This window comes from Sessilibacter corallicola (assembly GCF_021290925.1).
In the GTDB taxonomy this organism is placed as follows: domain Bacteria; phylum Pseudomonadota; class Gammaproteobacteria; order Pseudomonadales; family Cellvibrionaceae; genus Sessilibacter; species Sessilibacter corallicola.
In genome coordinates this window covers 1,496,745-1,521,903 of sequence record NZ_JAJSLX010000002.1, presented here as the reverse complement: position 1 = coordinate 1,521,903, position 25,159 = coordinate 1,496,745, and the positions used below count along the sequence as shown (strand labels likewise).

The window sequence follows — 25,159 nt, the reverse complement described above, 5'->3', positions numbered from 1 at the left end:
TAATCTCTGATTGCTAAAGTTTTATTAGATTCTATCTAGACTTATTTGGAAAATATCTTCTTACATATGTATCCAGAAGAGAGTTTAGCTCTTTATCCAGAGCATTGTGTTTTCGGGGATTTCTTAGCTTTTTAAGATGCTTCTCAAGGAATTTATAAGATAGGATAACTACAATTTTTTTATGTTCAGAATAGAGCTCTCTCGCCCAATTTAGCTCTCTACCCTTCTCCAAATTATTGTTAATCGCACGAGTAACTATAAAGGCAAACGCTCCATAATCATTGCATAAATACGAATTTATCTGCCGGTACTCGGCGGCGCTTAAGTCCTTATAATTTTTAATTTCAAATATTACTTGACGCGTCTTGTAGTCCTTAATAACTCTTTTCCAGAATTTACTCTCTTCGAGATTCGTTGCTACGACGTCACGTTGTTGGAGAGAGTTCTTGTTAGGATGTGCTTCAACATTACAAAGCGTTCCGGCAAATATTATTTTGATTGCATTTACACACCATGATTCGAAATCATATGCCCCGTCCTTTCCTTCTTTGATTTCGCCTAACTCTTGGATTAAAGTCTCTATTCTTTTATTTCGGATTCCTTTCGACTCAGATGTAACTTCAATCTCATATTCGTCATGAATTTCTTCAGCTTCTTCCAAACTAATTCCAGACTTACCAATCGCCAACGCTAACCAATAACATGGGTGAACCAATATTCTGGTTTCATTGGTAAATTCCTTATCAGGATCTTTTCCATCGTGACAAAAAACGAATGAAGCTGACTGCTCGTTATGTACGCCAATAAAACCAACACTATACAACCTCTGTAAAACTTGCCGAAAGTCACCAAAAAGAAATATATCTTGCTGCTTCTCTTTTTCAAATCGGTCTTGTTCAAGAATCAAACCTATAAGTGGCTCAACCTCGCTTACTGCCATTTCAGACTTCTGGCCATAAAACGACTTTGTAAACTCTTCAATAGAAGGGAATATATACTCATATTCTTTGTGGAGGTCATTTAATCTATTCATTGATATAGTTTTAGCAGTATATTCTATGTCCTCTAATACTATCTGCCGTCTATTATTCGAATTTGCTTTAAGAAATGCTTCATTCAGCAAAACCAATATGTCTCTAGGTCTATATAATGTAAGCTTCAATGCCAATCTAAAGCCTTCTTTACCCTTTAATTCTTTTGCAGCATACTGATTCCAAATTCTAATACTATTTTCATGCTCACACTTAAAAGCTGATTTCAGTCTAAAACAGACTAAGTTAAATAAATTATATTCATCCCAGTGTAGACGTAACGTTTGCCCTTCAATATTTCGAGTAAAATCTGGATCTAGTTTTGATATAGCTCGATATATATTGTCTCGAACGAAAGCAAAAGCGACTATTTTTTCATACATTTTAGATTTTATATCGATCGAAGCTTGAATAAATCCATCGATTATTCCGACCCCTAGATTATCGGGGCTGTAACCTTCATCCAAACGATCTGCAAAAACAACGAACTGAACATCTGATTTATCTAATGCCTCTAGAAGGACTTCTTCTAGAAGATCAAGCTCTAGATTATCAGAGAGATCTGCTATTCTCGACTGAGGGGAATCCGACTCATTTAAAACAGACTTTAACTTTTTTCGAATTTTCGTTGATATAGACTGCCGCCTACTCCCCCACGACGTGTAATGATCACGGACTTGGCTAAGATCCAGGTTGCTCTTAAATTTATAGTGATTTCCAAGCTCAACCAGAATTTCCATGTAAATTGCGTAACGCCAAGCCATTTTAGTACCTGCTTTAATGTGCAGGTACTTTTCTCCAAACTGATCAAAAATGTCTCGAAGCCCTATAACTTGCTCTTCTTCTGGAGAAATGGATAGCACAAGAGTCTTTGGCTTGGAATCCCAGTGCTTTGACAGTCTATATGCGAGGGCGCTTTTACCCGTACCTCTTCTTCCTACAATAATGGGACGATCGTAAGACTCCAACAGCGACTTATAGTCTGCCGACTCCCAGAATGCGGTGTCAAGCATACTTTTATCTTGTTCAGCTCGGATATCCCCAAGAACATTCCCTCTCAATGTAACTAACCTCTCTTATAAAGTAATGGATCCTTGAAAAAATAACAGTTTAATACGCACCTTAGAAACGTTTTTTCTCGTATGTACCGTCATATTAACGTATATCTCAGTTAAATTTTCCTCCAAGCTATCTTGAAATTCTTAATACGTCAACGCCTCTAGAAATCTGGCACGCAAATCATTTTTAGCTTGTACTGCTACGACAATCAGCCCCAGAAAAACTCTTTTTAGAGTTTTTTATTGTCGGCTTTTTGCAGCGGATACATACAGAAATTATTCCTTATAAATTAAGCAATAAACACCTAAATCTGCGCGTTTTAAAAACCGCAAATACCATCCCTACTAAGAGTTGGTATTTACGGTTTTTATGAGAGATCATTAAATGGATTCTCGTATTTTAAGAGCGATAAATCCGGCCTCATCGAACTGGCAGTCTTTATGCTGTATCAAATGGACGGGTAGAGTGTTGTGAAAGCGGCCGTGGGTTGGAAAGTTACCGTATAGGTAACGTTAGCTGTTTCTGGGTGTTGATAGCATTTAGATGCAGCGACTGTTTAATACTAACACTTTTATTTTTAGTTTTTAACATGAAGCAATTACAATAAAAGCTGCTCTATTTGATTTTAAAACAAGCACTCACTTTTTCTAAAAAAGCTCATCAAAATGTTACGAGCAAAAATCTTTAATAATTCTCACTCGCTCTTTGATAAGATCAACAATAAAACTTAAAAATCTTAAAGTTAAAATTGAATCAGTGGCTTATTCTGATCTTTTAAAAAATTCAGCCAATTGCGTTTAAGTGTTTCAATTCCACCAATGTAGTTATCGTCAACCAAATAATAAGAGAGTGTTCGATTACCGCGCTCAAATTCGTGCAGTATTCTTACAATAAAGCTGCGGCTTGGTGAGGTCGACAGTAAAAAATAAACCAGTTGCCCGGCGTGAACTTGCATTGGATAGTTACGAGCATTTAATTCTTTGCGCCATTGATCGGTGGGAAGTTTTAAGAAGGTTTCTATATCCATGAGTTTGTTGTCTTTATACGCTTTGTCAACGTAATAACGATTTCCTACATGAGCTTTTACATACAAGCCTTCTTCTGATTTTTCGATGGTTTCCATTTGCTCGGCCAAACCTTCGTTGAGCCAAATGGGCGTGTATGGTGTGATGGTATCAACAATGGCGTGACTTACTTCGTGTTTGATGGTTTTAAAAGTTTTTTCCCGATCTTCACGCATATACACCACGATTTGATTATCGTATGGAAAATACACACCTAAAGATGCGTGACGTTGTTTGCCTGTTCGTTTGCTAAGAAAGCTGTTGTACATGGCTTTGTCTTTAAGCACCAATATTTTTACGGGTACGGTTTTGTAGATGTCGAAATACATTACCCGATCATAAAACTCGTAAACGTAGTTAACACCGTCAACAATATCGTTGTGTTCTTTTTCTGTTAACACTACACCTCGCGCCTCTACTTGAATATCAAAACGCTGCCATTCACTCGGCGCAATATCCAACTCTACGGTTTGCTGGTTTACAGAATTCAGTTTGCGGTCACCAAAATGCACTTTGCCGTTTTCGTCGACCCATTTATAAATTTCGGAAGCCGAAGAAAAAAATGATGCAAATAATAACAATGTACTAACGATGATTAAGGATACGGGTGTTTTCATTATTGTGTGAATTCCGAGTTACAGAAAGCCAAATATCAAGTGTTGATTTACCATCAAAATTTTAATACGCACCGATTAAAGCTAAGTACGTAATTAAGTAAGTAAGCCATTCGGTAAGCAATTTTAATGTTGTTATTCATTGAACGACGTTAATAGTTTTAATGCGAAAGCACTCATCTTTCTATTTATTTATGACTTAGTGAGCGTAGTTATACGATTAACTCATACTTGCCAAAATTTATACAAAAATGGCTATTTTTACGAAATTGCGCCCTATTTCTGTAAATGGCCTAAACTGATTCAGGCTCCCATTGCTATTGAATTAACACGCATTTAATAAGCACCTATATGAATAAGAATTGTTATCGTTAAAAGTGATACATAAACCTGTCACTTAATCGTCAATTTGTCGAAAATTGATCAAATTAGAATGAATTTAAGGTGAAACACCAGTTAAAAAAACGTTGATTTAGTCGAATGAATACTAAATTGGCACAAAATCGAGTAAAATAGACTGAGTTTATTAACTATTGCCTGTAATTTGCCCTGAGAGATTTGTATGAGTTTGTATACAGAATACATGGATGAAATCCAGACCCGTAAAGAAGATCTAGGATTAAACCCAAAGCCAATCGATAGCGCCGAGTTGCTGTCAGAAATCATCGCCCAAATCAAAGATACCGGCCATGAGTATCGCGCTGATTCTCTAAAATTCTTTATTTACAATACCCTTCCTGGAACCACCAGCGCAGCTGGCGTTAAGGCAAAATTCCTCAAAGAAATTATTCTCGGAGAAGAATCAGTAGAGGAAATTACCCCTGAGTTCGCCTTTGAATTGCTGTCTCACATGAAAGGTGGCCCATCTGTTGAGGTTCTTCTTGACCTTGCATTGAGCGATGACGAATCTGTTGCAAAACCTGCAGCTGAAGTCCTAAAAACACAAGTATTCTTGTATGAAGCGGACACCGATCGCCTTGAAGCTGCTTACAAAGCGGGCAATGCAATCGTTAAAGATATCCTAGAAAGCTACGCGAACGCTGAGTTCTTCACTAAGCTTCCAGACATCCAAGAAAAAATTGACGTTGTTACCTACATTGCAGCGGAAGGCGATATCTCTACCGACCTTCTTTCTCCAGGTAATCAATCTCACTCCCGTGCTGACCGTGAACTCCACGGCCTTTGCATGATCACACCTGAAGCTCAACAAGAAATCGTTGAACTGGGTAAAAAGCACCCTAACGCTAAAGTGATGCTGATCGCTGAGAAAGGCACCATGGGTGTGGGTTCTTCTCGTATGTCTGGTGTGAACAACGTTGCACTATGGGCCGGTGAAGAGTCATCTCCATACATTCCATTCGTTAACAACAAGCCAGTTGTTGCGGGCACCAACGGTATTGCACCGATCTTCTTGACCACCGTAGGCGTAACCGGCGGTATCGGTCTTGACCTTAAAAACTGGGTTAAGAAAACCGACGAAAACGGTGAAATCGTCCGTGATGAAAACGGCGATCCTGTACTAGAAGAAGCTTACTCTGTAGCTACTGGTACTGTGTTGACCATCGATACTAAAGCCAAGAAGCTCTACAACGGCGACCAAGAGTTGGTTGACGTAGCCGATTCTTTCACACCACAGAAAGTGGAATTCATGAAAGCGGGCGGTTCTTACGCGGTTGTATTCGGTAAGAAGCTACAGACATTCGCGGCTGAAACTCTAGGCGTTGAAGCACCGGTTGTTTACGCACCATCTAAAGAAATCTCTAACGACGGCCAAGGTTTGACTGCTGTTGAGAAAATCTTTAACCGCAACGCGGTTGGTGTAACCTCTAAAACCCCACTACACGCAGGTTCTGACGTTCGCGTTAAAGTGAACATCGTAGGTTCTCAGGACACCACTGGTCCTATGACTTGTCAGGAACTTGAAGCTATGGCGGCTTCTACCATTTCTACCAGTGTTGACGGTGCGTTCCAGTCTGGTTGCCACACTGCATCGGTATGGGACAACAAAGCCAAAGCAAATACTCCTAAATTGATGGCGTTCATGAACGCGTTCGGCGTAATCACTGCTCGTGACCCGAAAGGCGTTTACCACTCAATGACGGACGTAATCCACAAGGTATTGAACGACATTACTGTTGATGATCGTGCAATCATTATCGGTGGTGACTCTCACACCCGTATGTCTAAAGGTGTTGCGTTCGGTGCAGACTCCGGTACCGTTGGTCTTGCGTTGGCCACTGGTGAAGCAACTATGCCAGTGCCTGAGTCTGTTAAAGTGACCTTCAAAGGCAACATGAAGAGCCACATGGACTTCCGCGACGTGGTTCACGCAACTCAAGCGCAAATGTTGAAACAATTCAGCGGCGAGAACGTGTTCCAAGGCCGTGTGATTGAAGTACACATCGGTACTTTGCTTGCAGACCAAGCCTTTACCTTCACCGACTGGACTGCAGAGATGAAAGCGAAAGCGTCTATCTGTATTTCTAACGATGAAACCCTTGTTAAGTCGATCGAACTTGCGAAGAGCCGCATCCAGATCATGATTGACAAAGGTATGGAAAACGAAGCGAAAACTCTTGCTGGCCTAATTGCCTTGGCTGATGAGCGTATCGCAGGCATCAAGTCTGGCGAGCAACCAGCGCTAGCGCCAGACAACACTGCTAAGTACTACGCAGAAGTTGTTGTTGATCTTGACGAAATCGATCAGCCAATGATTGCTGACCCAGACGTGAACAACGAAGACGTTTCTAAGCGTTACACCCACGACGTTATCCGTCCGGTTTCATACTACAACGATAAGCCAGTAGATCTCGGTTTCGTTGGTTCTTGTATGGTTCACAAAGGCGACATGCAAATCATTGCGCAAATGTTGCGTAACATGGAAGCTCAAAACGGTACCATTGAGTTCAAAGCACCGTTGGTTGTTGCTCCACCAACTTACAACATTGTTGATGAGCTTAAAGCCGAAGGCGATTGGGACATTTTGGCGAAATACGCTGGCTTCCAATTCGACGACGACAATCCAAAAGAAGCAGCACGTACCAAGTACGAAAACATTCTGTACCTAGAACGCCCAGGATGTAACTTGTGTATGGGTAACCAAGAAAAAGCTGAGCCAGGTGACACCGTAATTGCTACCTCTACTCGTCTTTTCCAAGGCCGCGTAGTTGCTGACTCTGATGAGAAGAAAGGCGAATCTCTACTAGGTTCTACACCACTTGTTGTGCTTTCTACCGTTCTTGGTCGTTTCCCAACGATCGAAGAGTACAAAGCCTCTGTTGAAGGTATTAACCTAACTGACTTCGCTCCTCCAACTGAAGAGCTAACCACTGAAGCAGTACCTTTGAAGATTGTTGATCCAAGCTAAGCATTGCTTAGATCTTCAACTTAAAAAGCAGGCACCTTAGGGTGCCTGTTTTTGTTTCTGGTGTTGTATTTTGTTAGTGTTACTTTATAGCTCTCTGCTTTAGCCCTCTGCTGACTAATCGTCTGTTTTTCCGTTTGCATTTGAGCTTTTTCTGTAATCGTCTTTTTCTATCAATTTTATTTGGTATCAATTATTTTCACTAACACACCCCGCCCCATCAACTTCTTTTTCTATCAACCTCTTTTTCCATTAGATTTTTATTTGGGAACTCTCGATTTACAAGCTTATATTTTTCATCGTTTATTTTTGAAATAAAAATTAGATTCTGAAATTTGTTTATGGAAATATACGGATATTCATTAAAACAATACAAAATTTAAATTCATAAAATAGCCATTTGTAAATTAACCCTTCATAACGATCAAATGAGAATTAAATCAATTTTGTTAAGCTGAGCCTTTTGTACGCTTCCTATGTGGTCATGGAAAAATAAAATTCGTGTTTTTCTGATATTTCTAACACGTATAAATCCTCTACAAATGTATTACCACAATGGAGTTTTACCAATAATTTTCATTTAACTCGCCCGCTTATTGTCACAATAAGCAAAGGAATCACCATGAAATTTATAAAAAGCTTAACTACCTATCTTATTCTTTGCTGTATTGCATTGTTCTCGGCATCTAGCTACGCAGTCAAAGTTATCGATATCGACGCAAGCGATACTGGCAAACAAATTCCCTCTAGCATGTTTGGCGCTAACTTTGTATTTACCTGGAATAACTTCGATCAATTGGAAAATACCCTGCCGCATTTAAGACAACACCTGATTCGGTATCCCGGTGGCTCTATTACGGAAAATCAATTTGACCCCACCAATCCCAACGTTTATTTAGATGGCAGTCGCGTCTCGCAAAACCGCAGCATCAGCCGTTACATCGAATTGGTGAATCAACACAACTGGCGCGCAGTTTTTGTTCTTCCAAGCATTCGCTACAAAAACAACATTAATCGCGGTAGAAACGAAATCAGAAGCTTTGTTAATGCATTACTGCAAGGTAATTATGGCACGATTGAATCTGGGAGAACGGTTCATTTTGAAATTGGCAATGAGCAGTACGCCAATGATATTACTCCCAGTGAATATGGTGATGTTGCCAATGCGCTGGTGACGGCCATTCATCAGGGAGTCGATGACTCAACTCGCGGTGGAAATTACACGATTGAAGTCTCGGTACAATCAGGGCAAACCGTCTCTCAAGCACGCACCATTGCCTCAAAATTAAGATCGCACAGAAACCGAATAAATCACCTAACATTCCACTGGTATCCCGGCGTAACCGAAATACAATTAGGGTTTCGTCGATTTGACGGCACCACTGAAAAATTCAGCCGTCGATTGCAAAATATTACCAACACTTGGCAGCAGCGCGCAGGCTATTCAAAGCCGTTTTTCTTATCGGAATTTAATATCCGCAACCGAAACAACAACACGTTTGATCTTGGTTTAAGAAACCCGATGGGATTAATGTCGATTTTTGCCGAAGGTGTGCGTGGTAACACCAAACTTGCAACGGTTTGGCCGCTTATGTCTCGCGATAATTTAAGAACACGGCTTTTTACCAGCTTAAACGGTCGCGATGTTACTCCTACCACCAACGGAATTTTTTATCGATGGCTTGAGGGTGATTTAAAAAATTCACGTTTAATAGAAGGCATTAATAATCAGTCTTACAGCAATGAAAGTAATTTTCGGCAAGGCGTGTACACTGAAGCATTCCGCAAAGGTAACGATACATTAATCGTGTACGCCTTTGGAACCGCATTTAACCAAGATCAAGTTCGCCTATCGTTCAGTAACTTTACGATTAACAGCGTTTCTGCTCAGCGCCTGTACACTGCCGCTGGTGAAGAAAGCAATCCCAACGTGGTCGCACAAACAGCAAATCTAAAACCCAGAATTTGGGGAAATGACAGAAGAGCAACATTTACCATCAATCGATTCAGCCAATATGAAGTAGTAAGACTTGTATTTAAAGGAAACTTTCAATAAGCAGTATTTACGTTATGAAAAACGTTAAATCAATAGATTCGATATTACCCACCTTCTTAGCCCGCAGTGATGCGGGCTTTTTTTAGAACAACACAAATCTAAACTGAGTAGAACCGAAGCTTTTAGAGTATTCTTTGCAACTAATAACAAAGTTAATGGATTCATATTCTTGAGTATTATTAAAAACAGAGGTGTAACGCTCATCGTATTTTTTTAAATAACGTTTTCGCTCACCAACTACCATAAAACGCTCAACTAACAGTACTTTATCAATCGGGCATAAAATTACTTCATTTATCTTCAAAAATACAACACTCTGCTCGTCACCTATATTTCTACTTACTTCAATACCATACTTATCTGCCTCATTAAAAAGAACAGTTTTTGGTGAAACAATGGAAGTTGCCAATCCGCAATTAGACAGTACCAATAATAGAAAAGAAATTATATATCTCATAAAGTTTTTAAAATACATAGAAGACAAAAATCCAAAATGACATACATTTATTATTGATAACTTCCAAAATTAGGTTATCACGGTATTCATTTAAAAAAGGTCATCCTGAAAACTTCAGCACATATTGAAAAGCATGCAGGGATTGGCCATCGTGATAACAATAATTGGGTAAACACAAATTCAAAACAAAGTCGGATTTAGTTAAGACCCGCTCAGAGGCTTTGTTGTTATCTAATACGTACGCCAATAAGCTTTTAATATCGATATTTTTGCTTTTTTCAATCAAAAATTTGACGCACAGTGAACCAACACCCTTACCTATCGTATTTTGTGCAACTCGATAGCCAATCTCAGCACTGCCATTTTTGTGTATATTTTTTAAATTGGCTCGCGCGATAATCTGACTGTTATCCATTAATACAAAGGGTAAGTTTGAGTCTTCGTTGGTTAGCTGCTGGATATGATCTTCTACACCCGCCTTCGTGTAGAAAGCGTTTTCACGTGGAGCGATAAAACTCTCAAAGTAGTCTTTATTCTTAATTTCAAAATCAAGAAGCTTATTTGTATGTGATAACGTTAACGGCTCGAATTTCATACCTTTTGCAATAATTCTCGGCAAAACGTTGATTTTACAACGAGGATTATTATCCGCTCAATAGACGCCAAGTTAGATAATCCGGTTTTCCAGGTCGGAATTTTTCGTCCATAATATAAGAATTCAACTAATTAAAATGCATAGAAGCTCCACACGTTCGAGAGAGTACAATCCTTGAAACACCTTTTAGCGAACAATGTCCGTATTTTCTTATCCATTGTCGAATCTGGCTCTATTACGGCTGCCGCTAATCATTTGTCTATGGGCAAATCAGGGGTAAGTGATGCACTCAAGCAGTTAGAATCTTCGTTGGGTGTGCAGCTTTTGATTCGAACTACACGCAGACAGAGCTTAACAACAGTTGGTAAACAATTTTATCGTCAGTGCCGTGCGTTAAATGACATTTCTACGATGGCGCTAGAGGAAATTAGCGGTCACCTTACAGAACCCGTTGGCGCACTTCGTATCACTGCACCCAATGCCACCATTGAAGATTGCGTTGCTCCGGCGCTTGCTAAGCTGATCAGTCAATATCCGCGCATTGAACCCGAGTTAATCATCGACGACAAAAGAATCGACCTGATTGAACACAATATTGATTTGGCGTTAACGGTGGGTGAGCTGCCAGACAGCGAATTTAGGGCCCAACGTGTTGGTGTATTAAAAGATGTATTGTGTGCATCGCCCGCTTTTCTGAAAGCTCACAAGCTTAAGCCGAAAACTGAAATTTCGTTAGACGACATACAAAAGCTGCCCTACGTTGCCAATCACTGGCAAGGCGCGAAAAGCACATATACTCTGGCAACTAACAGCAAGAAAAACAGTAAGAACACAACCACTCTTCACTTCAAACGCGTCGCTACTGTGAATTCGGTTAACGCTATTGTGGCCCTAATAAAACAAGGCGTTGGAATAAGCGCTCTGCCACACTTTTTAGTTCAGAAGAGCCTTGATTCTGGGGAGCTAATAGAGCTCTTACCGCACCACTCGCCTTGCTCTACCAATATTTATGCTATCCACCCATACAGCAGCACGCCACCCTTGGGAGTAAGGGCAATGATCGAGGAAATCAGGCAGCAATTAGACGCTGGTTTATAGGAGCCTCTGATTGACCTCAAAATTACTCAGCGTGATCTCAAGCGTGCAGTTGCAAGGCGCCGTTTGTAATTAATGGCCTTAGTCCTTAATAAAAACGGCAACGCCGCAAATGTGCGCTTGAGATCGCGCCTTTCAGGGCCTGCCAGTTTTTTCCTGCTTCGCGTTGTGCTTTTTCGATTTAACCCGTTAGACCTTCAAAAGCACGCCTTAATCAGAAAAAAACTCCTTGGCCTGAGTGATCTTGAGGTCAATCAGAGACTCCTATAGTTTTTATTGTACGATTTTTTCGTACCCACTTTTCTATTTTTGGCTGTTTTTAAGAACAATAGGATGTTGTACTTTAACGTCACTGGCAACTGAATCCATGTAACCTTTTTCACTGAACTCTCGGGTTACGTTGAGCCAGAGCTGAATAACATTCAAATTTAAACATAAGTAAGAAAGGTTACGACTATGACAGACGCACATGCACGGGCAAAAAAAGAATGCGCGTTAAGTACCGCAGTTGCAAAATCAAGCTTGGCATGGCGGCAAGCGTTTAATGCCGGTAATGCCGATGCAGCCGCCGCCTTGTACGAAGAAAACGCGGTAATGGTGGCGAAGCCTTTTGGTACATTTAACGGGCGAGAAGCGATTCGAGCATTTTGGGCGGATCTTATCAAAAAAGGATTTAATGACATTGTTTATTACAATACGCAAACAAGAGTTTTTAGCGATACTTTAACCTCGGCAAGTGTCTCTGCACATTGGAAAATGAATAACGCTAAAGGCATCATCACAAACGAGTTGTGGGTTCTACAAGCAGATGGCACCGCTTTATTACGTGAAGATCATTTTGAAGTAACGGGCGAATAAAAAACATTTAGTTATTCGCCCGGTAGAACCACAGTAAATCTGTATGATTGCAAAATACCGACTAAAGGTACTGATTAAAGGTACCGATTAAATAGGTGAGCCCGGCGGTAACGGTTTTACCTCAAAATGAAAGGGCCAATTACCGGTCTTAAGATAGACCTCCAATTGCGAAGTAAGTACAGCTGCATTCGAATTTCTTTTTTGTTTAGCCGCCCAGGATTTTAACGCGATAATTTCATGCTGAATTGCTTGTTTTACTTCGGGCGCTAATTCCTGGCTGGTAACAGTACTCATTAACGCATTAATTACCAAAGCATCAACACGAGGCTTAATAAGCGAACTGTTATCGTTTGTTTTTGCTTTAACGGTTTTATTGAGCAATTGCTTTATAAGGTCAGTAACGCTGGGTTTACTGTTATCCAACACGCTCTGCTGCGATACTCGATTGAGGCGCTCAGGCGTTAACATTAACGATAATGTAAAACCGGCTGAAGCTTCCGCTGCGCTGATTGGATCAAAAGTATAACCGGTTCTGCCTTTAAAACTTTCTCGGTTTCTTGAGTAGCCAATGGGCTTGGGTGTAATTAACGCATTTAAAGACTCAGGAATTCGCAAAAAACCTTCCGACAGAGTGTCCAGCATCAAATCGAAAGCGTTCAGTTGAGTTTCTGCATTCACCGAGACAACGCCTTTGGGCGATGAGTAATCACCTTTGGATTCGTATTCGTAACTCACCCCACCGATTAACTTAGCGGCCGCTTCAATTTGGTAGCGATGGAATAAATAAATCGGAACAAACGCCTCTTCCAACGACGATAACACTTCGCCGTGGGCAATTGAGTTAATTCCAAAATTGGCAATGGCTAATTTTCTAACATTAATCACTCGCGCTAATTCATCAATCGCATTTTCGCCATTGTCCCACAAGTGCCCAGCTTCACTGGCGGCATGCCCTGGTCTGGCATCGGCGTCTGAAATGTATTTAAGCCCTGCGCTACGGCCTTGCTTAATTAATTTTACCAGACCCGCTTTTTCGTCAGATTCTGAACTGTAATCTTGATAACCGTACGCAATGACGTGGGAATCCCATTCACCGATACCAACATCGTAAGCGTTCTCAAGAGAGATTTTACCGTGCTGAATCGTGACATAAGGATGCGGATAATCCATCACCGACGCTCGATTGTTTTCACTGGCGGCAAAATTATGCGCAATGCCCAAAGTGTGGCCTACCTCGTGCGCCGATAACTGCCGAATACGCGCCAAGGCCATTTGTTTTTGATAGTCCGTAGACACCTGCTCACCATCAAACGGGCTGGTTAAGCCCAAAGCGATTAAATAATCCTGTCGAACCCTTAAAGAACCCAGGGTTACATGGCCTTTGATGATTTCTCCGGTGCGAGGATCAATCACGGAAGCACCGTAAGACCAACCTCGAGTTGCCCGATGCACCCATTGAATGACGTTGTATCTCACGTCCATTGGATCAGCATCTATAGGCATTTCCTTCACTTGAAACGCATTGATGTAACCAATGGCTTCAAATGCATCGTTCCACCACTTTGCGCCCTCTATCAATGCACTTTTGACGGGCTCGGGTGTGCCTGGATCAAGATAATAAACAATAGGTTCTACGGGCTCACTGCGTTGCGCGGTTGGATTTTTTTTCTTTAACCGATGACGCGGAATAAAACGCTGAGTCAGCCCTTGCTCAATTGGAACGGCGTAGTCTTGATAACCCACACTCCAGAACCCAGAGTACGGATGAAATCTGCGCGGCTGATAATCGTCATCTGGGAGTCGAATGAACGAATGATGCAAATGCACACTGATACTGATGGGATCAGGCGTTACCTGACGGACAAACTCACCGGGCTTCGATCCGGCAAACGTAACCAGCGATTCAAGCTCTGTATTATCGACAAAAGATTTAGAACGAGGAAGGTAAACGCCGCTGCGTTTTTTATCGGCTTTATAACTGCCTTGCTTACGTTGGCTTAATCGCGCACTGATCCGGTGAATATCGGACAATAAAAAATCCGTGTAATCGACCAAAACACGGCCGTTTTCCTCAGCAACGATCGTAAGCCCGGCAATGACAGAATCGGCAAATGCTTCATCAATACTGCGAACCTCTGCGGGATTTTGAGAATTGGCTCGATATTGAGTATTGAGCTGATTTAACAACACTTGTTTGCCGAATCGCTCAAACTGCACCAATCGCGTCGCGCCTAGCTGGCCTCGATCTAAACCAATGTCATTCGAACCAACGCCTTGCGGCAAGCTGCTTTGAAACAAAAAAGGCTCGTTAAACGCAGAAACTTCTAAATAGAGTTTTCCGTCGGATTCGTTGTAATAGAAATCATAAAATCCTGACTTTTTTTCCATATTCTGAGTAAATGCCAGAATAGTTTCCGCCTGAACAACCAGGGTTCCCGTAAAAAACAATACAATTGCGATAAGCAGTCGAGGTAGCATATTTATAACACTTCTTCGTTAAAATTCCGGTTAAAGCGCGCTGCAAAAACCTGTTAAACATCCAGAGTAAAAACCGCTGAATAACTAAAACAGGCAAAAGCAATACCTACTGCGCCTGCGTTAAACGTTATCAATATACTGACGCGCTAACCGCAGCAACCTTCAAAGATTACCTAACACTTACCTCGCTCGATGTACGTTTTTCAGAACAAGCTTATATCGATTAAAAAGTCATCAGCTCAACGCAAACACAACATGAGAACGATTTAAGGGCCCTGACTTCAAGTGCAAACTGCGACAAAGTCTGGTCCAGGTTAATGAACACTTTTCGATACGCAAACTAAATTCGATATTAGAGTTCAAAACTTATTGGGAAGACAATGGATTGGCTATTTCCGATGGATTATAGAAAAAGAGAAATTATTGTATTCGGAAAATTTACACCTGAAAAAGCCCTGAACTGAATGATATCCAGGACTTTATCGAGCAAAAAAGAGATCGTTTAATTTGACAATAAAATACGAGTTTTGAATTAAGCCATGTATTTTTCGATCGCATCAATGCAACGCGAGCAAGATTCCATACAATCTTTACAAGCTTGATGCTTGTCTTTGTGTCGTCGACATTCTTTTTCACAATCCTGACAAACCGCCAAACTGACTTTTGCGAACGCCATAAGGTGATCGGAATTGGAAGAGCTTAGTTGCGTTAATGTGTTACACATGGCAATGGTATCGTTAGATATATCCAAACATTCCGTAAGCGTAGTATCGCCAGTTTTCAGTAATTCAATGCAGTGATCTCGACAAACAATGGTATTTTTAACGCAATCAATAGCGGCATCAACCAATTGCGCTTTGTCATCAGAAACATGGTGATGATGGTGGTGATCATCTTTAGACTTGGCAAACGCCGAGCTAACACTGGTGGCTAAACCCAATGCAAGCGCTCCCACTAAGAAATTTCGTTTTGATTCCGATTCGATGGTCATATTTTTAGAGGTTTTCATAATTTTAATCTTCTCGGCGGTTTTACGTATGCTAGCGCTTTAGCGCTAAATTCTGAGGATCTCAGCCAATATGATAGTTTAATCTTATTAAAGTGAAGGTGATTTTAATCAGTTTTTCGCCAATTTTCGCCTCAGCGTATTTCATCTCAGAAAAATACACCGTCTCTTTAAAACACTGCGTTATTCACTCTTTCTAGAAAGATCAGTCACAAAATAGGGATTGGTTTTACGATGACTTTCAACAACCTCTTTACAAGTTCTTTTGCTATTCATAATGTCATCCAGCTCGACTTGCGTAATACCAAACATCTGAAGAAATTCAACTTTTCCGTGAGGTGAGGCAACCGTTTTTAGCTCTGGGTCCTTAACAAAGACAAGCCCGACAATATCAGTGTCGTAATCCGCTCGAATAGGTCCGTTGGCAGGAATCCAATGATATTCTTCGAACCATTTCCCAGACTCAAACACGTATCGGGCTAGATTCTGTAAGAGGCTACACACCCAAATAGGTTCTTCAGCCGGCGGCAAAGCCGATGCTAGACGAAACGTCAGCTCAAACCCAAACCGACTGAACTCCCCTCCTACGGCTTCTTCATCGTAATAAAGCGACGTAAATCCGTAGCTGCAAAAATGCAGATGCGCAGCGCCTCCGGACTCACTTTCATAGGCACTGATGCCATCAAGCGGATCAGGGCCGCCAAGCTGATAGCCAATCACCGTTCCCCAATGTTTCGGTTTTTGCTCTTGATACAAAAGCCCAAGTTGAGAATCAATAACGTCCCAGCCGGGCGTAGAATCGTCTTTATTGTAACGCTGCTTATATTCTGACAAGTTCATGAGGTTGTCCCGATCTAAACGTCGAGTAAGTGAATGTCTATCAGCACGGTAACATAGGTTGGTGCATTGGAAGAAGCTGAGAGATTTACTGGAGCCGTTGTCGTAGAGATCCCCGAATGCTACGCCATGGGTATTGGCTTAGAAGAGAACAACCGTTCTACTCTTTTCTCCAATACAGGACATAAGGAGAAATATAAAAGGTATGGATACTAAGGCTTCGCTACTTGCTCAAGCTGAAACCCTTTCTGACGAGCAAGTTACACTGCATTGAACTTGAACTAAGGATCAACGGGAGAATGAATGATTTCTTACAATATTAGAGATGGAGAAGAAGATGGTATAACCGGGAGCGCCGCTAGGCCTGACAAGTACAAACCTAGCGCTTTGGAAAAGATTACAGCGGTTTTACGTTATTTGCGCAAGGACCTTTTTGACCTTGGCCTACCACGTAACTAATCTTTTGGCCTTCATCGAGTGATTTATAGCCACTCATTTGAATTTCTGAATGGTGAACGAATAAATCTTTACCACCGTCGTCTGGAGTAACAAAGCCAAAGCCCTTATCTGCGTTAAACCATTTAACTGTTCCAGTCATTTCATTAGACATAGCGTTTTTCCTGCGTATAAATTAAAAGTTAGCCCTATTAGGGCATCGATAGCGTCAAAAGGAATCAAAATATTAAGAAACTACACGACGAGGAACAACAAGGAACACAACGAAATGAAGATTTTAAAATAGGCCACTTTCTGCTGTTCGGCATACTATACAAGTAGCACACCCTCGTCAACAGGAATTCACCGCTCAATTAATAAATGCTGCTACACATAATTGCCCTAACTACGACGGACGTAGCGAGTATGCCCAAAGGGTAGCTATTTTTAAGTTTTAAGTCCTGGAAACAAAGTACGCAGCAGCTGACTTATTACAAAAAAGATACCAACAAATAATACCGGTAATAATTAAGTTATAAATAATGGCATTTGGTTGATCGTAGAATAAATACGGAACTGACAAACTCGAAAAGAGCATAGAAATATAAATATGTCTAGAATACTTTGTTTTGTTCAAAATATGCCACGCAGCAAACGGCATAAATAAACCCATTATAAATGCACTGAAACCAGCACCACTAAACCACCACTCAGAATAAGTAATAGATTGGCCATTAACAGAAAAATTATCATGAGGCACCACAGAACCCACCAGAAACATAAAACAAGCAACTGCATGAATTGTGATACATTTTAAAATTATTGGCATTGAGATAAAATTTTCTTTCATTCATTAAAACCTATAACCAATTAAGCTGATGAATTAAAGCATGACCAATCTCAGCGTGACGGCAGTATGAGTTAAGTATTTTTTATATATGTATTTAATAGATGCTACAAGCCCAAAGCATGGATTCCAATTCTTTAACAACTACTCGAGTATTTATCGTAGCGCCAGCAACAGAAATGAAAGAGCATACACTTCTGTTGCCACGGAATGGCCCGGTTCGACAGGGATGACGTTTATTTTTACTGAAATTATCTAGCAGTAGACTTTTCTAACTCTTGAATTGAATAACTAATTTCATCCGCTTTTTCAGAAAACAGCGTATGAGCATCAGATAGCCCCTGGTTGTAAAAATATGGACCTATTTCTTTAGCAAAAAAATCAATCAAAAATTCAGCCTCGAAAGCCCCAATCTCTTGATCAAGTTCAGAGTTAAAATATTTTTTTATCTTATCTACTATTAGATCGGTTTCTTGTTTGGGAAATCTTATCTCATTCATAATTTCACTTTAACCTTACACATGTAACACCCCCGTAGAGAAAGAAAAACCACCGTGGATTTATAACGCCACCCCTACAATTTTGTATATTCAATATATTTTAATCTCTATGTTTGAAGTATTGTTTTTCTGAAAAATACCAACCCAAAGCTCCAAACACTCCCCCTGCAGCCACCCACAATACCGCTTGCCATAAAAGTGAAAAGCCTATTGGCTCCGAACTACGGAGAGCTGGCAAAATAGCCATGACAATAAACATTGTAGAGCCCCAGCCCATTACACCAATTTTAAGTATATATTTAAATTTCCCTTGCTCTCTTACTTTAGACCACTGCTTTAGCTTATCTTGTTTAGCTTCACGATGATTTTCTGCAGCGCCATCTTTCAACCAATGACTAGGCACATCAGAACTGAGAAAAACAGCAAAAACTTTTTCAAAGCTCCACCCGAAAATAATCAAAGCCAATAACGCATTTAGTAGCCAACCAAAAACATAGCCAAGCAACATAAGCACGACCATTGCGGACAATAATAAACTCAACCAAAGCCAACCATGTTCGGCATCTTTAACTGGCACACCTTCTTGTATTCCGAAGGACTCTCCTAAATATTCAGCAACTAACCACGTGGGGAAAAAAGAAAGAAACATAAACCCAATAGGAAATATAGCTAAAAAAATTGAATACTTAGCCTTGAGTAAAGTATTGATTTGAACATTAAATGCAATATTATTCATGTATAACTAATGCCTCAATCGCTGCTTTTAGCGTGTAACTTCCCTCTGGCAAACTGAAATTCCGTATTTTCAAACGTGATATTACTGGTATCCAACCAGAGACCTGTAATTGAGAAATGGGTGTAACTTCAATCTACTGCAGAATTCATTAATATAGATTGCAGACTCAAATACCCCCTTAAGATTCCTCAGGGTTTTTAGGTTTGCCAATATCGCACACGATTTTTTTCTCGCCTAAATAATAAATATTATTCACGGCTACATAGGCTCCTGAAACAATTCCTGTCGTTAGCACAGTAATAGGAGTTAAAAGATAGCTCTCAATCGTATAATAACTGTTGGTTTCGTCGGCGAGATCAACAATTCTGAGCGTTTTTCGATCACTGGATATTTCACATCGCTCTCGCGACGTAGAGACAGGTTCTGGAACTACTATGCAACCCGATAAAAGAACGCTAAATACTAGCGCAATAAAACCCGAAGTTTTCATAAATTATTCTCTAAAAATAAACTTGACGATGAATGACTGACAAACCCCATCATTTAAGATACTTAAATCGCATTGCATTCACAACAATAACGCTGGAATGATAAGTTTTCATATTCATCACTGGGCTTAATTGATTTTCATCACATACTTTAGTGCCAATTTCTACCTTAAGGATAAACTCTTCAATTTAAATGATTCAGGCATAAAAAAAGGCTTTGAATAACTCAAAGCCTTTTTAATACTTGGTTTATCTTACTTAAAATTTTTATTTTTTAAGTTGTGATAAATCCAACGCTTTCCAATGCGGGAAGTGTTTGCGAACCAATGCATTTAGTTCAAGTTCGAATTCTGAGAAGTCGTTTTTCACCAATGCGGATTCATCTTCAGATAACGCTTCTGCCACCATGCCAGCACCAACGGTAATGTTACTGATACGATCGATGATAATAAAAGCACCGGAGGCACGATTAATATTATAAGGATCGATGGCAACGTCTGAATTTAACGATACTTCAGCAAGTGCGATGTCGTTTAATTCGAGTTGGTCTGCTTGGGTTTGCTCTTGCGTGTTTACATCAATTAAATGTTTGACGTCATTAACTTGGCCAAGAACGGCGTTGCTGGCGAATTTAAATTCGTATTGCTTGTTGGCGGTCAATGCATTTTCTGACATCCAAACAATGTGCGCGGTTAAATGATTGGTATTAGCAACGTTATCGTCAGCTAACACAATCATATCGCCACGACTGATGTCGATCTCATCATCTAGAGTGATGGTAACGGCTTGGCCAACAAATGCGTGTTCTAGTTCGCCTTCGAACGTGACAATGCTTTTTACTGTGCTGGTTTTTCCAGACGGTAAGGTTTTGATTTTATCACCAACCTTTACTACGCCAGAAGCAACAGTTCCGCAGAAACCACGAAAATCAAGATTTGGGCGGTTAACGTACTGTACTGGGAAGCGGAAATCTTTGGTGTTTTTGTCGGCTGCAATTTCTACTGTTTCAAGAATTTGCATTAAGGTTTGGCCTTTGTACCAAGGGGTATGCTCACTTGGATTAACGACGTTATCACCTTCTAAAGCCGACATTGGCACGCAATGGATATCTTCGAGGCCGAGCTCTTGAGCAAACGGCAGGTATTCAGCTTGAATTTCGTTGAAGCGATCTTCGCTAAATTCCACGAGATCCATTTTGTTGATGGCAACAACAATGTGCTTAATACCTAACAATGACGCGATGTAACTGTGACGACGAGTTTGTGTCATTACACCGTGACGCGCATCAATCAAGATGATTGCAAGGTCACAAGTAGAAGCGCCCGTTGCCATGTTGCGGGTGTATTGTTCATGCCCTGGAGTATCGGCGATGATGAACTTACGTTTTTCAGTGGAGAAATAACGATAAGCAACATCAATAGTAATACCCTGTTCGCGTTCGGCTGCAAGGCCGTCAACTAACAACGCTAAATCAATTTTGCCACCTGTGGTGCCGTGCTTTTGTGTATCAGATTGCACCGCAGCTAGCTGATCTTCATAAATCATTTTAGAGTCATGAAGCAAACGACCAATTAAGGTACTTTTACCGTCATCAACACTGCCGCAAGTTAAGAAACGAAGCAGTTCTTTGCGCTCGTGTTGCTCTAAATACGCGTTGATATCGGTTGCGATTAAATCGGACTGATGTGACATTAGAAATACCCCTCTTGCTTTTTCTTCTCCATCGACGCAGAGCTATCGTGATCGATAACACGACCTTGACGCTCAGAGGTGGTGGTAAGGAGCATTTCTTGAATGATTTCTGGCAAAGTCGTGGCTTCTGATTCCACGGCACCCGTTAATGGGTAACAACCTAAGGTACGGAAGCGCACCATTTTTTCTTGAATTTCGCTTTTGTCTTCGATTGGCATACGGTCGTCGTCAACCATAATCAAGGTGCCATCGCGCTCAACGACTGGACGTTTTGCTGCAAAATAAAGAGGCACAATAGGAATACTCTCTAAATGGATGTACTGCCAGATATCGAGTTCAGTCCAGTTAGACAGTGGGAAAACACGAATGCTTTCACCTTTGTTAACGCGGCCATTGTAGATGTTCCAAAGCTCTGGACGTTGATTTTTAGGGTCCCAACGATGATTTTTGTCACGGAACGAGTAAACACGCTCTTTTGCGCGAGATTTTTCTTCATCGCGGCGCGCACCACCAAAGGCTGCATCAAAACCGTATTTATCGAGCGCTTGTTTTAACGCTGCGGTTTTCATAACGTCGGTATGCTTTGCACTGCCGTGAGTGAAAGGACCGATGCCCATATCAAGGCCTTCTTGGTTGGTGTGTACGATCAGATCCCAACCGAGTTTTTCTGCCATTTGATCACGAAATTGGATCATTTCTTTGAATTTCCACGTGGTGTCTACGTGCATCAAAGGGAATGGTGGCTTGCCTGGGTGGAAAGCTTTTTGCGCTAAGTGCAGCATTACCGCAGAATCTTTACCAACGGAGTAAAGCATTACTGGGTTGTCGAATTCAGCCGCAACTTCGCGAATGATGTGAATACTCTCAGCTTCCAACTGTTTAAGATGGGTGAGGTTAAAATCTATGGTCATCGGTTAAAGCGCCCTAGTCTATCTCTATTGGCTATCTTGAATGGATTTTTATCGTAAAAACGGCGGCATTATAATCATTTATTACTGATACGTGCCTAACTTTGTACTTCTAACGATATTCCTACGAGTTTGGCGAGATCAGCAAACCCAGGAAATGAGGTCGCGACCGTCGCACAATCGTGAATTCGAATCTCTTCGGTTGCGATGAGTGAGGCAACGGCAAAGGACATGGCGATGCGGTGATCGTGATGTGTTTGAATATCGCCACCTTTTAACGGTGTACCACCATTGATTACCATGCCATCTGGCGTGGGAGTAGCATCAGCGCCAATGGCATTTAGGCCATCAGCCATCACTTGAATACGATCACTTTCTTTTACACGAAGCTCTTCAGCGCCTGTCAAAACGGTTGTGCCTTCGGCAGCCGCTGCGGCAACAAACAGCACCGGGAATTCATCAATCGCCAGAGGCACTTGATCTTCTGGAATGTGAATACCTTTCAATGGGCTGTATTGGATACGAACGTCGGCGACGGGCTCGCCCCCAACTTCGGCTTCGTTGCCAAGCTGAATATTGGCGCCCATTTCACGAAGGATATTAATAATACCCACGCGAGTTGGGTTCATTCCTACGTGTTTGATAGTTAAATCAGAATTTGGAGTAATGGCTGCAGCAACCATAAAGAACGCTGACGATGAAATATCAGAAGGCACGTCAATATTGGTTGCAGTTAATTTACCACCACCTTGAAGTGTGACTTTGCTACCTTCGGTTTTCACGTCATAACCAAAACCGCGCAACATACGCTCGGTGTGATCACGCGTAGGTGCCGGCTCTACAACACTGGTAGTGCCCTCAGCGTATAAACCCGCCAACAATACACAAGATTTAACTTGGGCACTAGCCATTGGCATTTCGTAATCAAGTGCTTGCGGTTGGGTAGAACCAAGAATTTTCAGCGGCGGACGACCGCCTTCTTCGGTTTCAATGGTAACGCCCATTTCTGCAAGTGGTTTGGCGATACGACCCATGGGGCGCTTAGACAAAGATACATCACCAACGAGCGTGGCATCAAAATTTTGCCCGGCAAGTAAACCAGACATCAAACGCATGGCGGTACCAGAGTTGCCCATATCAAGGGGCTTTTCAGGCTTTTGTAAACCGTTCAAACCAACACCGTGAATGGTGACTTTACCGTCGACTGGGCCTTCAATATTAACGCCCATATCGCGAAACGCTTGTAACGTTGCTAAGGCGTCTTCGCCTTCTAGAAATCCGGTTACTTCAGTAATACCTTCTGCCAATGAGCCCAACATGATTGAGCGGTGCGAGATGGACTTATCTCCAGGAACTCGAATCGTGCCATTAACCGTGCCACCAGGGCTTAATACATAGTTGATCAGATTACTACTCATGGAAGGTATTTGCTCTTTTGTGTTTTGACTGGCTGTTTGAAGCTTTAAAAAATCATCGCGGGCGTATTTTGCCCGAGTAAATAAGTCGAGTATTGTATCACCATCGTTCGCTTGAATTGCATTTCTAAGAAATTTTAAATTCTCAGAGAACAAATCCAGAGACCGAACCACCGCATCTTTATTAGCGCACATAATGTCGTGCCACATGGTGGGATTGCTGGAGGCAATTCGGGTGAAATCACGAAAACCGCCGGCGGCATAGGTGAAAATATCTTCGTGGTCGGGATCGTGAGCCAAGGTATCAACCAGTGAAAATGCCAAGGCATGTGGTAAGTGACTGGTAGCTGCGAGCACCTGATCATGGGCAACAACATCCATAATGGAAATTTTCGCACCTATCGCTTCCCACAGTCGAGTCACTTTGGACAAGTGTAATTCGGCGGTGTGTTCAGAAGGTGTAAGAACCACACGGTGATTTTCAAAAAGGTTATTGCGCCCAGCGTTAATACCACTTTGCTCAGAACCCGCAATGGGATGACCGAGTACCAGTTGCTGCGGTATCTCGCCGTAAATTTTCTCGGCGGCAGTAAGGATCGAACCTTTAACACTGGCGCCGTCGGTAATGGTTACCTCAGCAGGTAGACAATTTGCGCATTGTTTAAGTACGCTGGGTACAGAAAGCGTAGGAACGGCAATAAAAACCAGGTCGTCAGCACACAGTTCGTGTGAAATGTCGCGAATTGAGGCAGCAACTCGATCGATATAATCTAATTGTTGTGCGGCAGATTGAAGGCTTTCGTTAGCCTCGATACCAATAATTTCTTCACAAACTTGCGCACGCTTAACCGATGCCGCAAAACTACCGCCAATAAGTCCAACCCCAATAACAACCAGTTTATTAACGATAACGGTATCCATGATTATTATTAGGTTTTCCTTGCTGGACATTCTCGGTGAAACCCCAACGTTAAGGGAAATTTCACCGATAATATTGGTTTAAGAACTGTGAATTAAATTTTGGGGATATACCCATTCGCTTCTAAGTATTCGATAACAATTCCACCGGCTTCCTCTATCGAATACAAAGAGGTATCAACAACAATTTCTGGGTTTTCTGGCTCCTGATAAGGAGAATCGATCCCAGTAAAGTGTTTAATTTCACCTTTGCGGGCTTTTTTGTAGAGCCCTTTAGGGTCACGATCTTCGCAAACAGACAGAGGCGTTGATACGAACACTTCAATAAAATCGCCGTCTTCAACCAGTTTGCGAACCATATTTCGGTCTTCGCGAAACGGAGAAATAAAAGCACTCAGAACAATTAAGCCCGCATCTAAAAATAATTTTGATGCTTCGCCAATGCGTCGAATATTCTCGATTCTATCTTCGTCGGTAAAGCCGAGATCTTTGTTCAAACCGTGGCGGACGTTATCACCGTCAAGAACGTAGGTATGCTGTCCGCGTCGATAGAGTTCGTAATCAACAGTATTAGCCAAAGTCGATTTACCGGCACCGCTTAAGCCGGTAAACCACAAAATACAGGGCTTTTGTTGTTTCAGTTCTACGCGTTGAGCGTGACTAACTTTATGGTCAAACCACCGAATATTAGAACTCATCGGACTCC

General features: G+C 41.5%; 20 protein-coding genes. 4 read left to right on the top strand and 16 right to left on the bottom strand.

Features of this window, described 5'->3' with window-relative positions; all coding sequences use genetic code 11:
* Positions 1-31: 31 nt before the first annotated feature.
* Together LU361_RS13865 and LU361_RS13860 are read right to left on the bottom strand one after the other, a co-directional pair.
* Positions 32-2,092 (bottom strand): P-loop ATPase, Sll1717 family, encoded by a 2,061-nt coding sequence (locus tag LU361_RS13865; protein WP_434064670.1) that lies wholly within the window; start codon positions 2,090-2,092, stop codon positions 32-34.
* A 740-nt stretch (positions 2,093-2,832) separates the two neighbouring features.
* Positions 2,833-3,771: a DUF4124 domain-containing protein gene (locus LU361_RS13860; protein ID WP_233089427.1), complete on the bottom strand. Its 939-nt coding sequence runs from the start codon at positions 3,769-3,771 to the stop codon at positions 2,833-2,835.
* 559 nt (positions 3,772-4,330) lie between these two features.
* Between LU361_RS13860 and LU361_RS13855 the strand changes: the two genes are divergently transcribed.
* Together LU361_RS13855 and LU361_RS13850 are read left to right on the top strand one after the other, a co-directional pair.
* On the top strand, positions 4,331-7,135 hold the full coding sequence (locus tag LU361_RS13855) for a bifunctional aconitate hydratase 2/2-methylisocitrate dehydratase (protein WP_233089426.1): 2,805 nt from the start codon (positions 4,331-4,333) through the stop codon (positions 7,133-7,135).
* 619 nt (positions 7,136-7,754) lie between these two features.
* Entirely contained in the window at positions 7,755-9,188 is a 1,434-nt protein-coding gene (locus LU361_RS13850) for a hypothetical protein (protein WP_233089425.1), read from the top strand.
* A gap of 82 nt (positions 9,189-9,270) precedes the next feature.
* Here LU361_RS13850 and LU361_RS13845 read toward each other — a convergent pair whose 3' ends face one another.
* Positions 9,271-9,663, bottom strand: coding sequence for a hypothetical protein (locus tag LU361_RS13845; protein WP_233089424.1), 393 nt, complete (start codon positions 9,661-9,663; stop codon positions 9,271-9,273).
* A gap of 82 nt (positions 9,664-9,745) precedes the next feature.
* Positions 9,746-10,240 carry a GNAT family N-acetyltransferase gene (locus LU361_RS13840; RefSeq protein ID WP_233089423.1) on the bottom strand — a complete coding sequence of 165 codons (495 nt, stop codon included), beginning with the start codon at positions 10,238-10,240 and terminating at the stop codon, positions 9,746-9,748.
* A 174-nt stretch (positions 10,241-10,414) separates the two neighbouring features.
* Between LU361_RS13840 and LU361_RS13835 the strand changes: the two genes are divergently transcribed.
* Both LU361_RS13835 and LU361_RS13830 read left to right on the top strand, forming a co-directional pair.
* A complete protein-coding gene (locus tag LU361_RS13835) occupies positions 10,415-11,338 on the top strand; it encodes a LysR family transcriptional regulator (RefSeq protein ID WP_233089422.1) in 924 nt (307 codons plus the stop codon).
* Positions 11,339-11,791: 453 nt separating this feature from the next.
* Positions 11,792-12,193 carry a nuclear transport factor 2 family protein gene (locus tag LU361_RS13830; RefSeq protein ID WP_233089421.1) on the top strand — a complete coding sequence of 134 codons (402 nt, stop codon included), beginning with the start codon at positions 11,792-11,794 and terminating at the stop codon, positions 12,191-12,193.
* An 87-nt stretch (positions 12,194-12,280) separates the two neighbouring features.
* Here the strand turns inward: LU361_RS13830 and LU361_RS13825 are convergent, their stop codons facing one another.
* The 12 genes from LU361_RS13825 to cysC all read right to left on the bottom strand — a co-directional run bounded on the left by LU361_RS13825 (position 12,281) and on the right by cysC (position 25,151).
* The gene (locus LU361_RS13825) at positions 12,281-14,671 is read right to left on the bottom strand and encodes a zinc-dependent metalloprotease (protein WP_233089420.1); all 2,391 of its coding nucleotides are present in this window, start codon (positions 14,669-14,671) and stop codon (positions 12,281-12,283) included.
* 532 nt (positions 14,672-15,203) lie between these two features.
* On the bottom strand, positions 15,204-15,680 hold the full coding sequence (locus tag LU361_RS13820) for a four-helix bundle copper-binding protein (protein WP_233089419.1): 477 nt from the start codon (positions 15,678-15,680) through the stop codon (positions 15,204-15,206).
* Positions 15,681-15,860: 180 nt separating this feature from the next.
* Entirely contained in the window at positions 15,861-16,517 is a 657-nt protein-coding gene (locus LU361_RS13815) for a suppressor of fused domain protein (protein ID WP_233089418.1), read from the bottom strand.
* Positions 16,518-16,911: 394 nt separating this feature from the next.
* Positions 16,912-17,124 carry a cold-shock protein gene (locus tag LU361_RS13810; protein ID WP_233089417.1) on the bottom strand — a complete coding sequence of 71 codons (213 nt, stop codon included), beginning with the start codon at positions 17,122-17,124 and terminating at the stop codon, positions 16,912-16,914.
* Positions 17,125-17,403: 279 nt separating this feature from the next.
* Complete coding sequence (locus tag LU361_RS13805; protein WP_233089416.1) at positions 17,404-17,799, bottom strand: hypothetical protein; 396 nt, start codon at positions 17,797-17,799, stop codon at positions 17,404-17,406.
* 248 nt (positions 17,800-18,047) lie between these two features.
* Positions 18,048-18,296 carry a DUF2164 domain-containing protein gene (locus LU361_RS13800; RefSeq protein WP_233089415.1) on the bottom strand — a complete coding sequence of 83 codons (249 nt, stop codon included), beginning with the start codon at positions 18,294-18,296 and terminating at the stop codon, positions 18,048-18,050.
* A gap of 100 nt (positions 18,297-18,396) precedes the next feature.
* On the bottom strand, positions 18,397-19,032 hold the full coding sequence (locus LU361_RS13795) for a hypothetical protein (protein WP_233089414.1): 636 nt from the start codon (positions 19,030-19,032) through the stop codon (positions 18,397-18,399).
* A 178-nt stretch (positions 19,033-19,210) separates the two neighbouring features.
* A complete protein-coding gene (locus LU361_RS13790) occupies positions 19,211-19,522 on the bottom strand; it encodes a hypothetical protein (protein ID WP_233089413.1) in 312 nt (103 codons plus the stop codon).
* A 265-nt stretch (positions 19,523-19,787) separates the two neighbouring features.
* Positions 19,788-21,212: a sulfate adenylyltransferase subunit CysN gene (cysN, locus tag LU361_RS13785; protein ID WP_233089412.1), complete on the bottom strand. Its 1,425-nt coding sequence runs from the start codon at positions 21,210-21,212 to the stop codon at positions 19,788-19,790.
* Positions 21,212-22,123, bottom strand: a complete 912-nt coding sequence (gene cysD, locus LU361_RS13780; RefSeq protein WP_233089411.1) for a sulfate adenylyltransferase subunit CysD — start codon at positions 22,121-22,123, stop codon at positions 21,212-21,214. Before cysD ends, cysN begins: the two co-directional genes overlap by 1 nt.
* 95 nt (positions 22,124-22,218) lie before the next feature.
* The gene (locus LU361_RS13775) at positions 22,219-24,486 is read right to left on the bottom strand and encodes a bifunctional prephenate dehydrogenase/3-phosphoshikimate 1-carboxyvinyltransferase (protein WP_233089410.1); all 2,268 of its coding nucleotides are present in this window, start codon (positions 24,484-24,486) and stop codon (positions 22,219-22,221) included.
* A 62-nt stretch (positions 24,487-24,548) separates the two neighbouring features.
* Positions 24,549-25,151 carry an adenylyl-sulfate kinase gene (cysC, locus tag LU361_RS13770; RefSeq protein ID WP_233089409.1) on the bottom strand — a complete coding sequence of 201 codons (603 nt, stop codon included), beginning with the start codon at positions 25,149-25,151 and terminating at the stop codon, positions 24,549-24,551.
* Positions 25,152-25,159 lie beyond the last annotated feature (8 nt).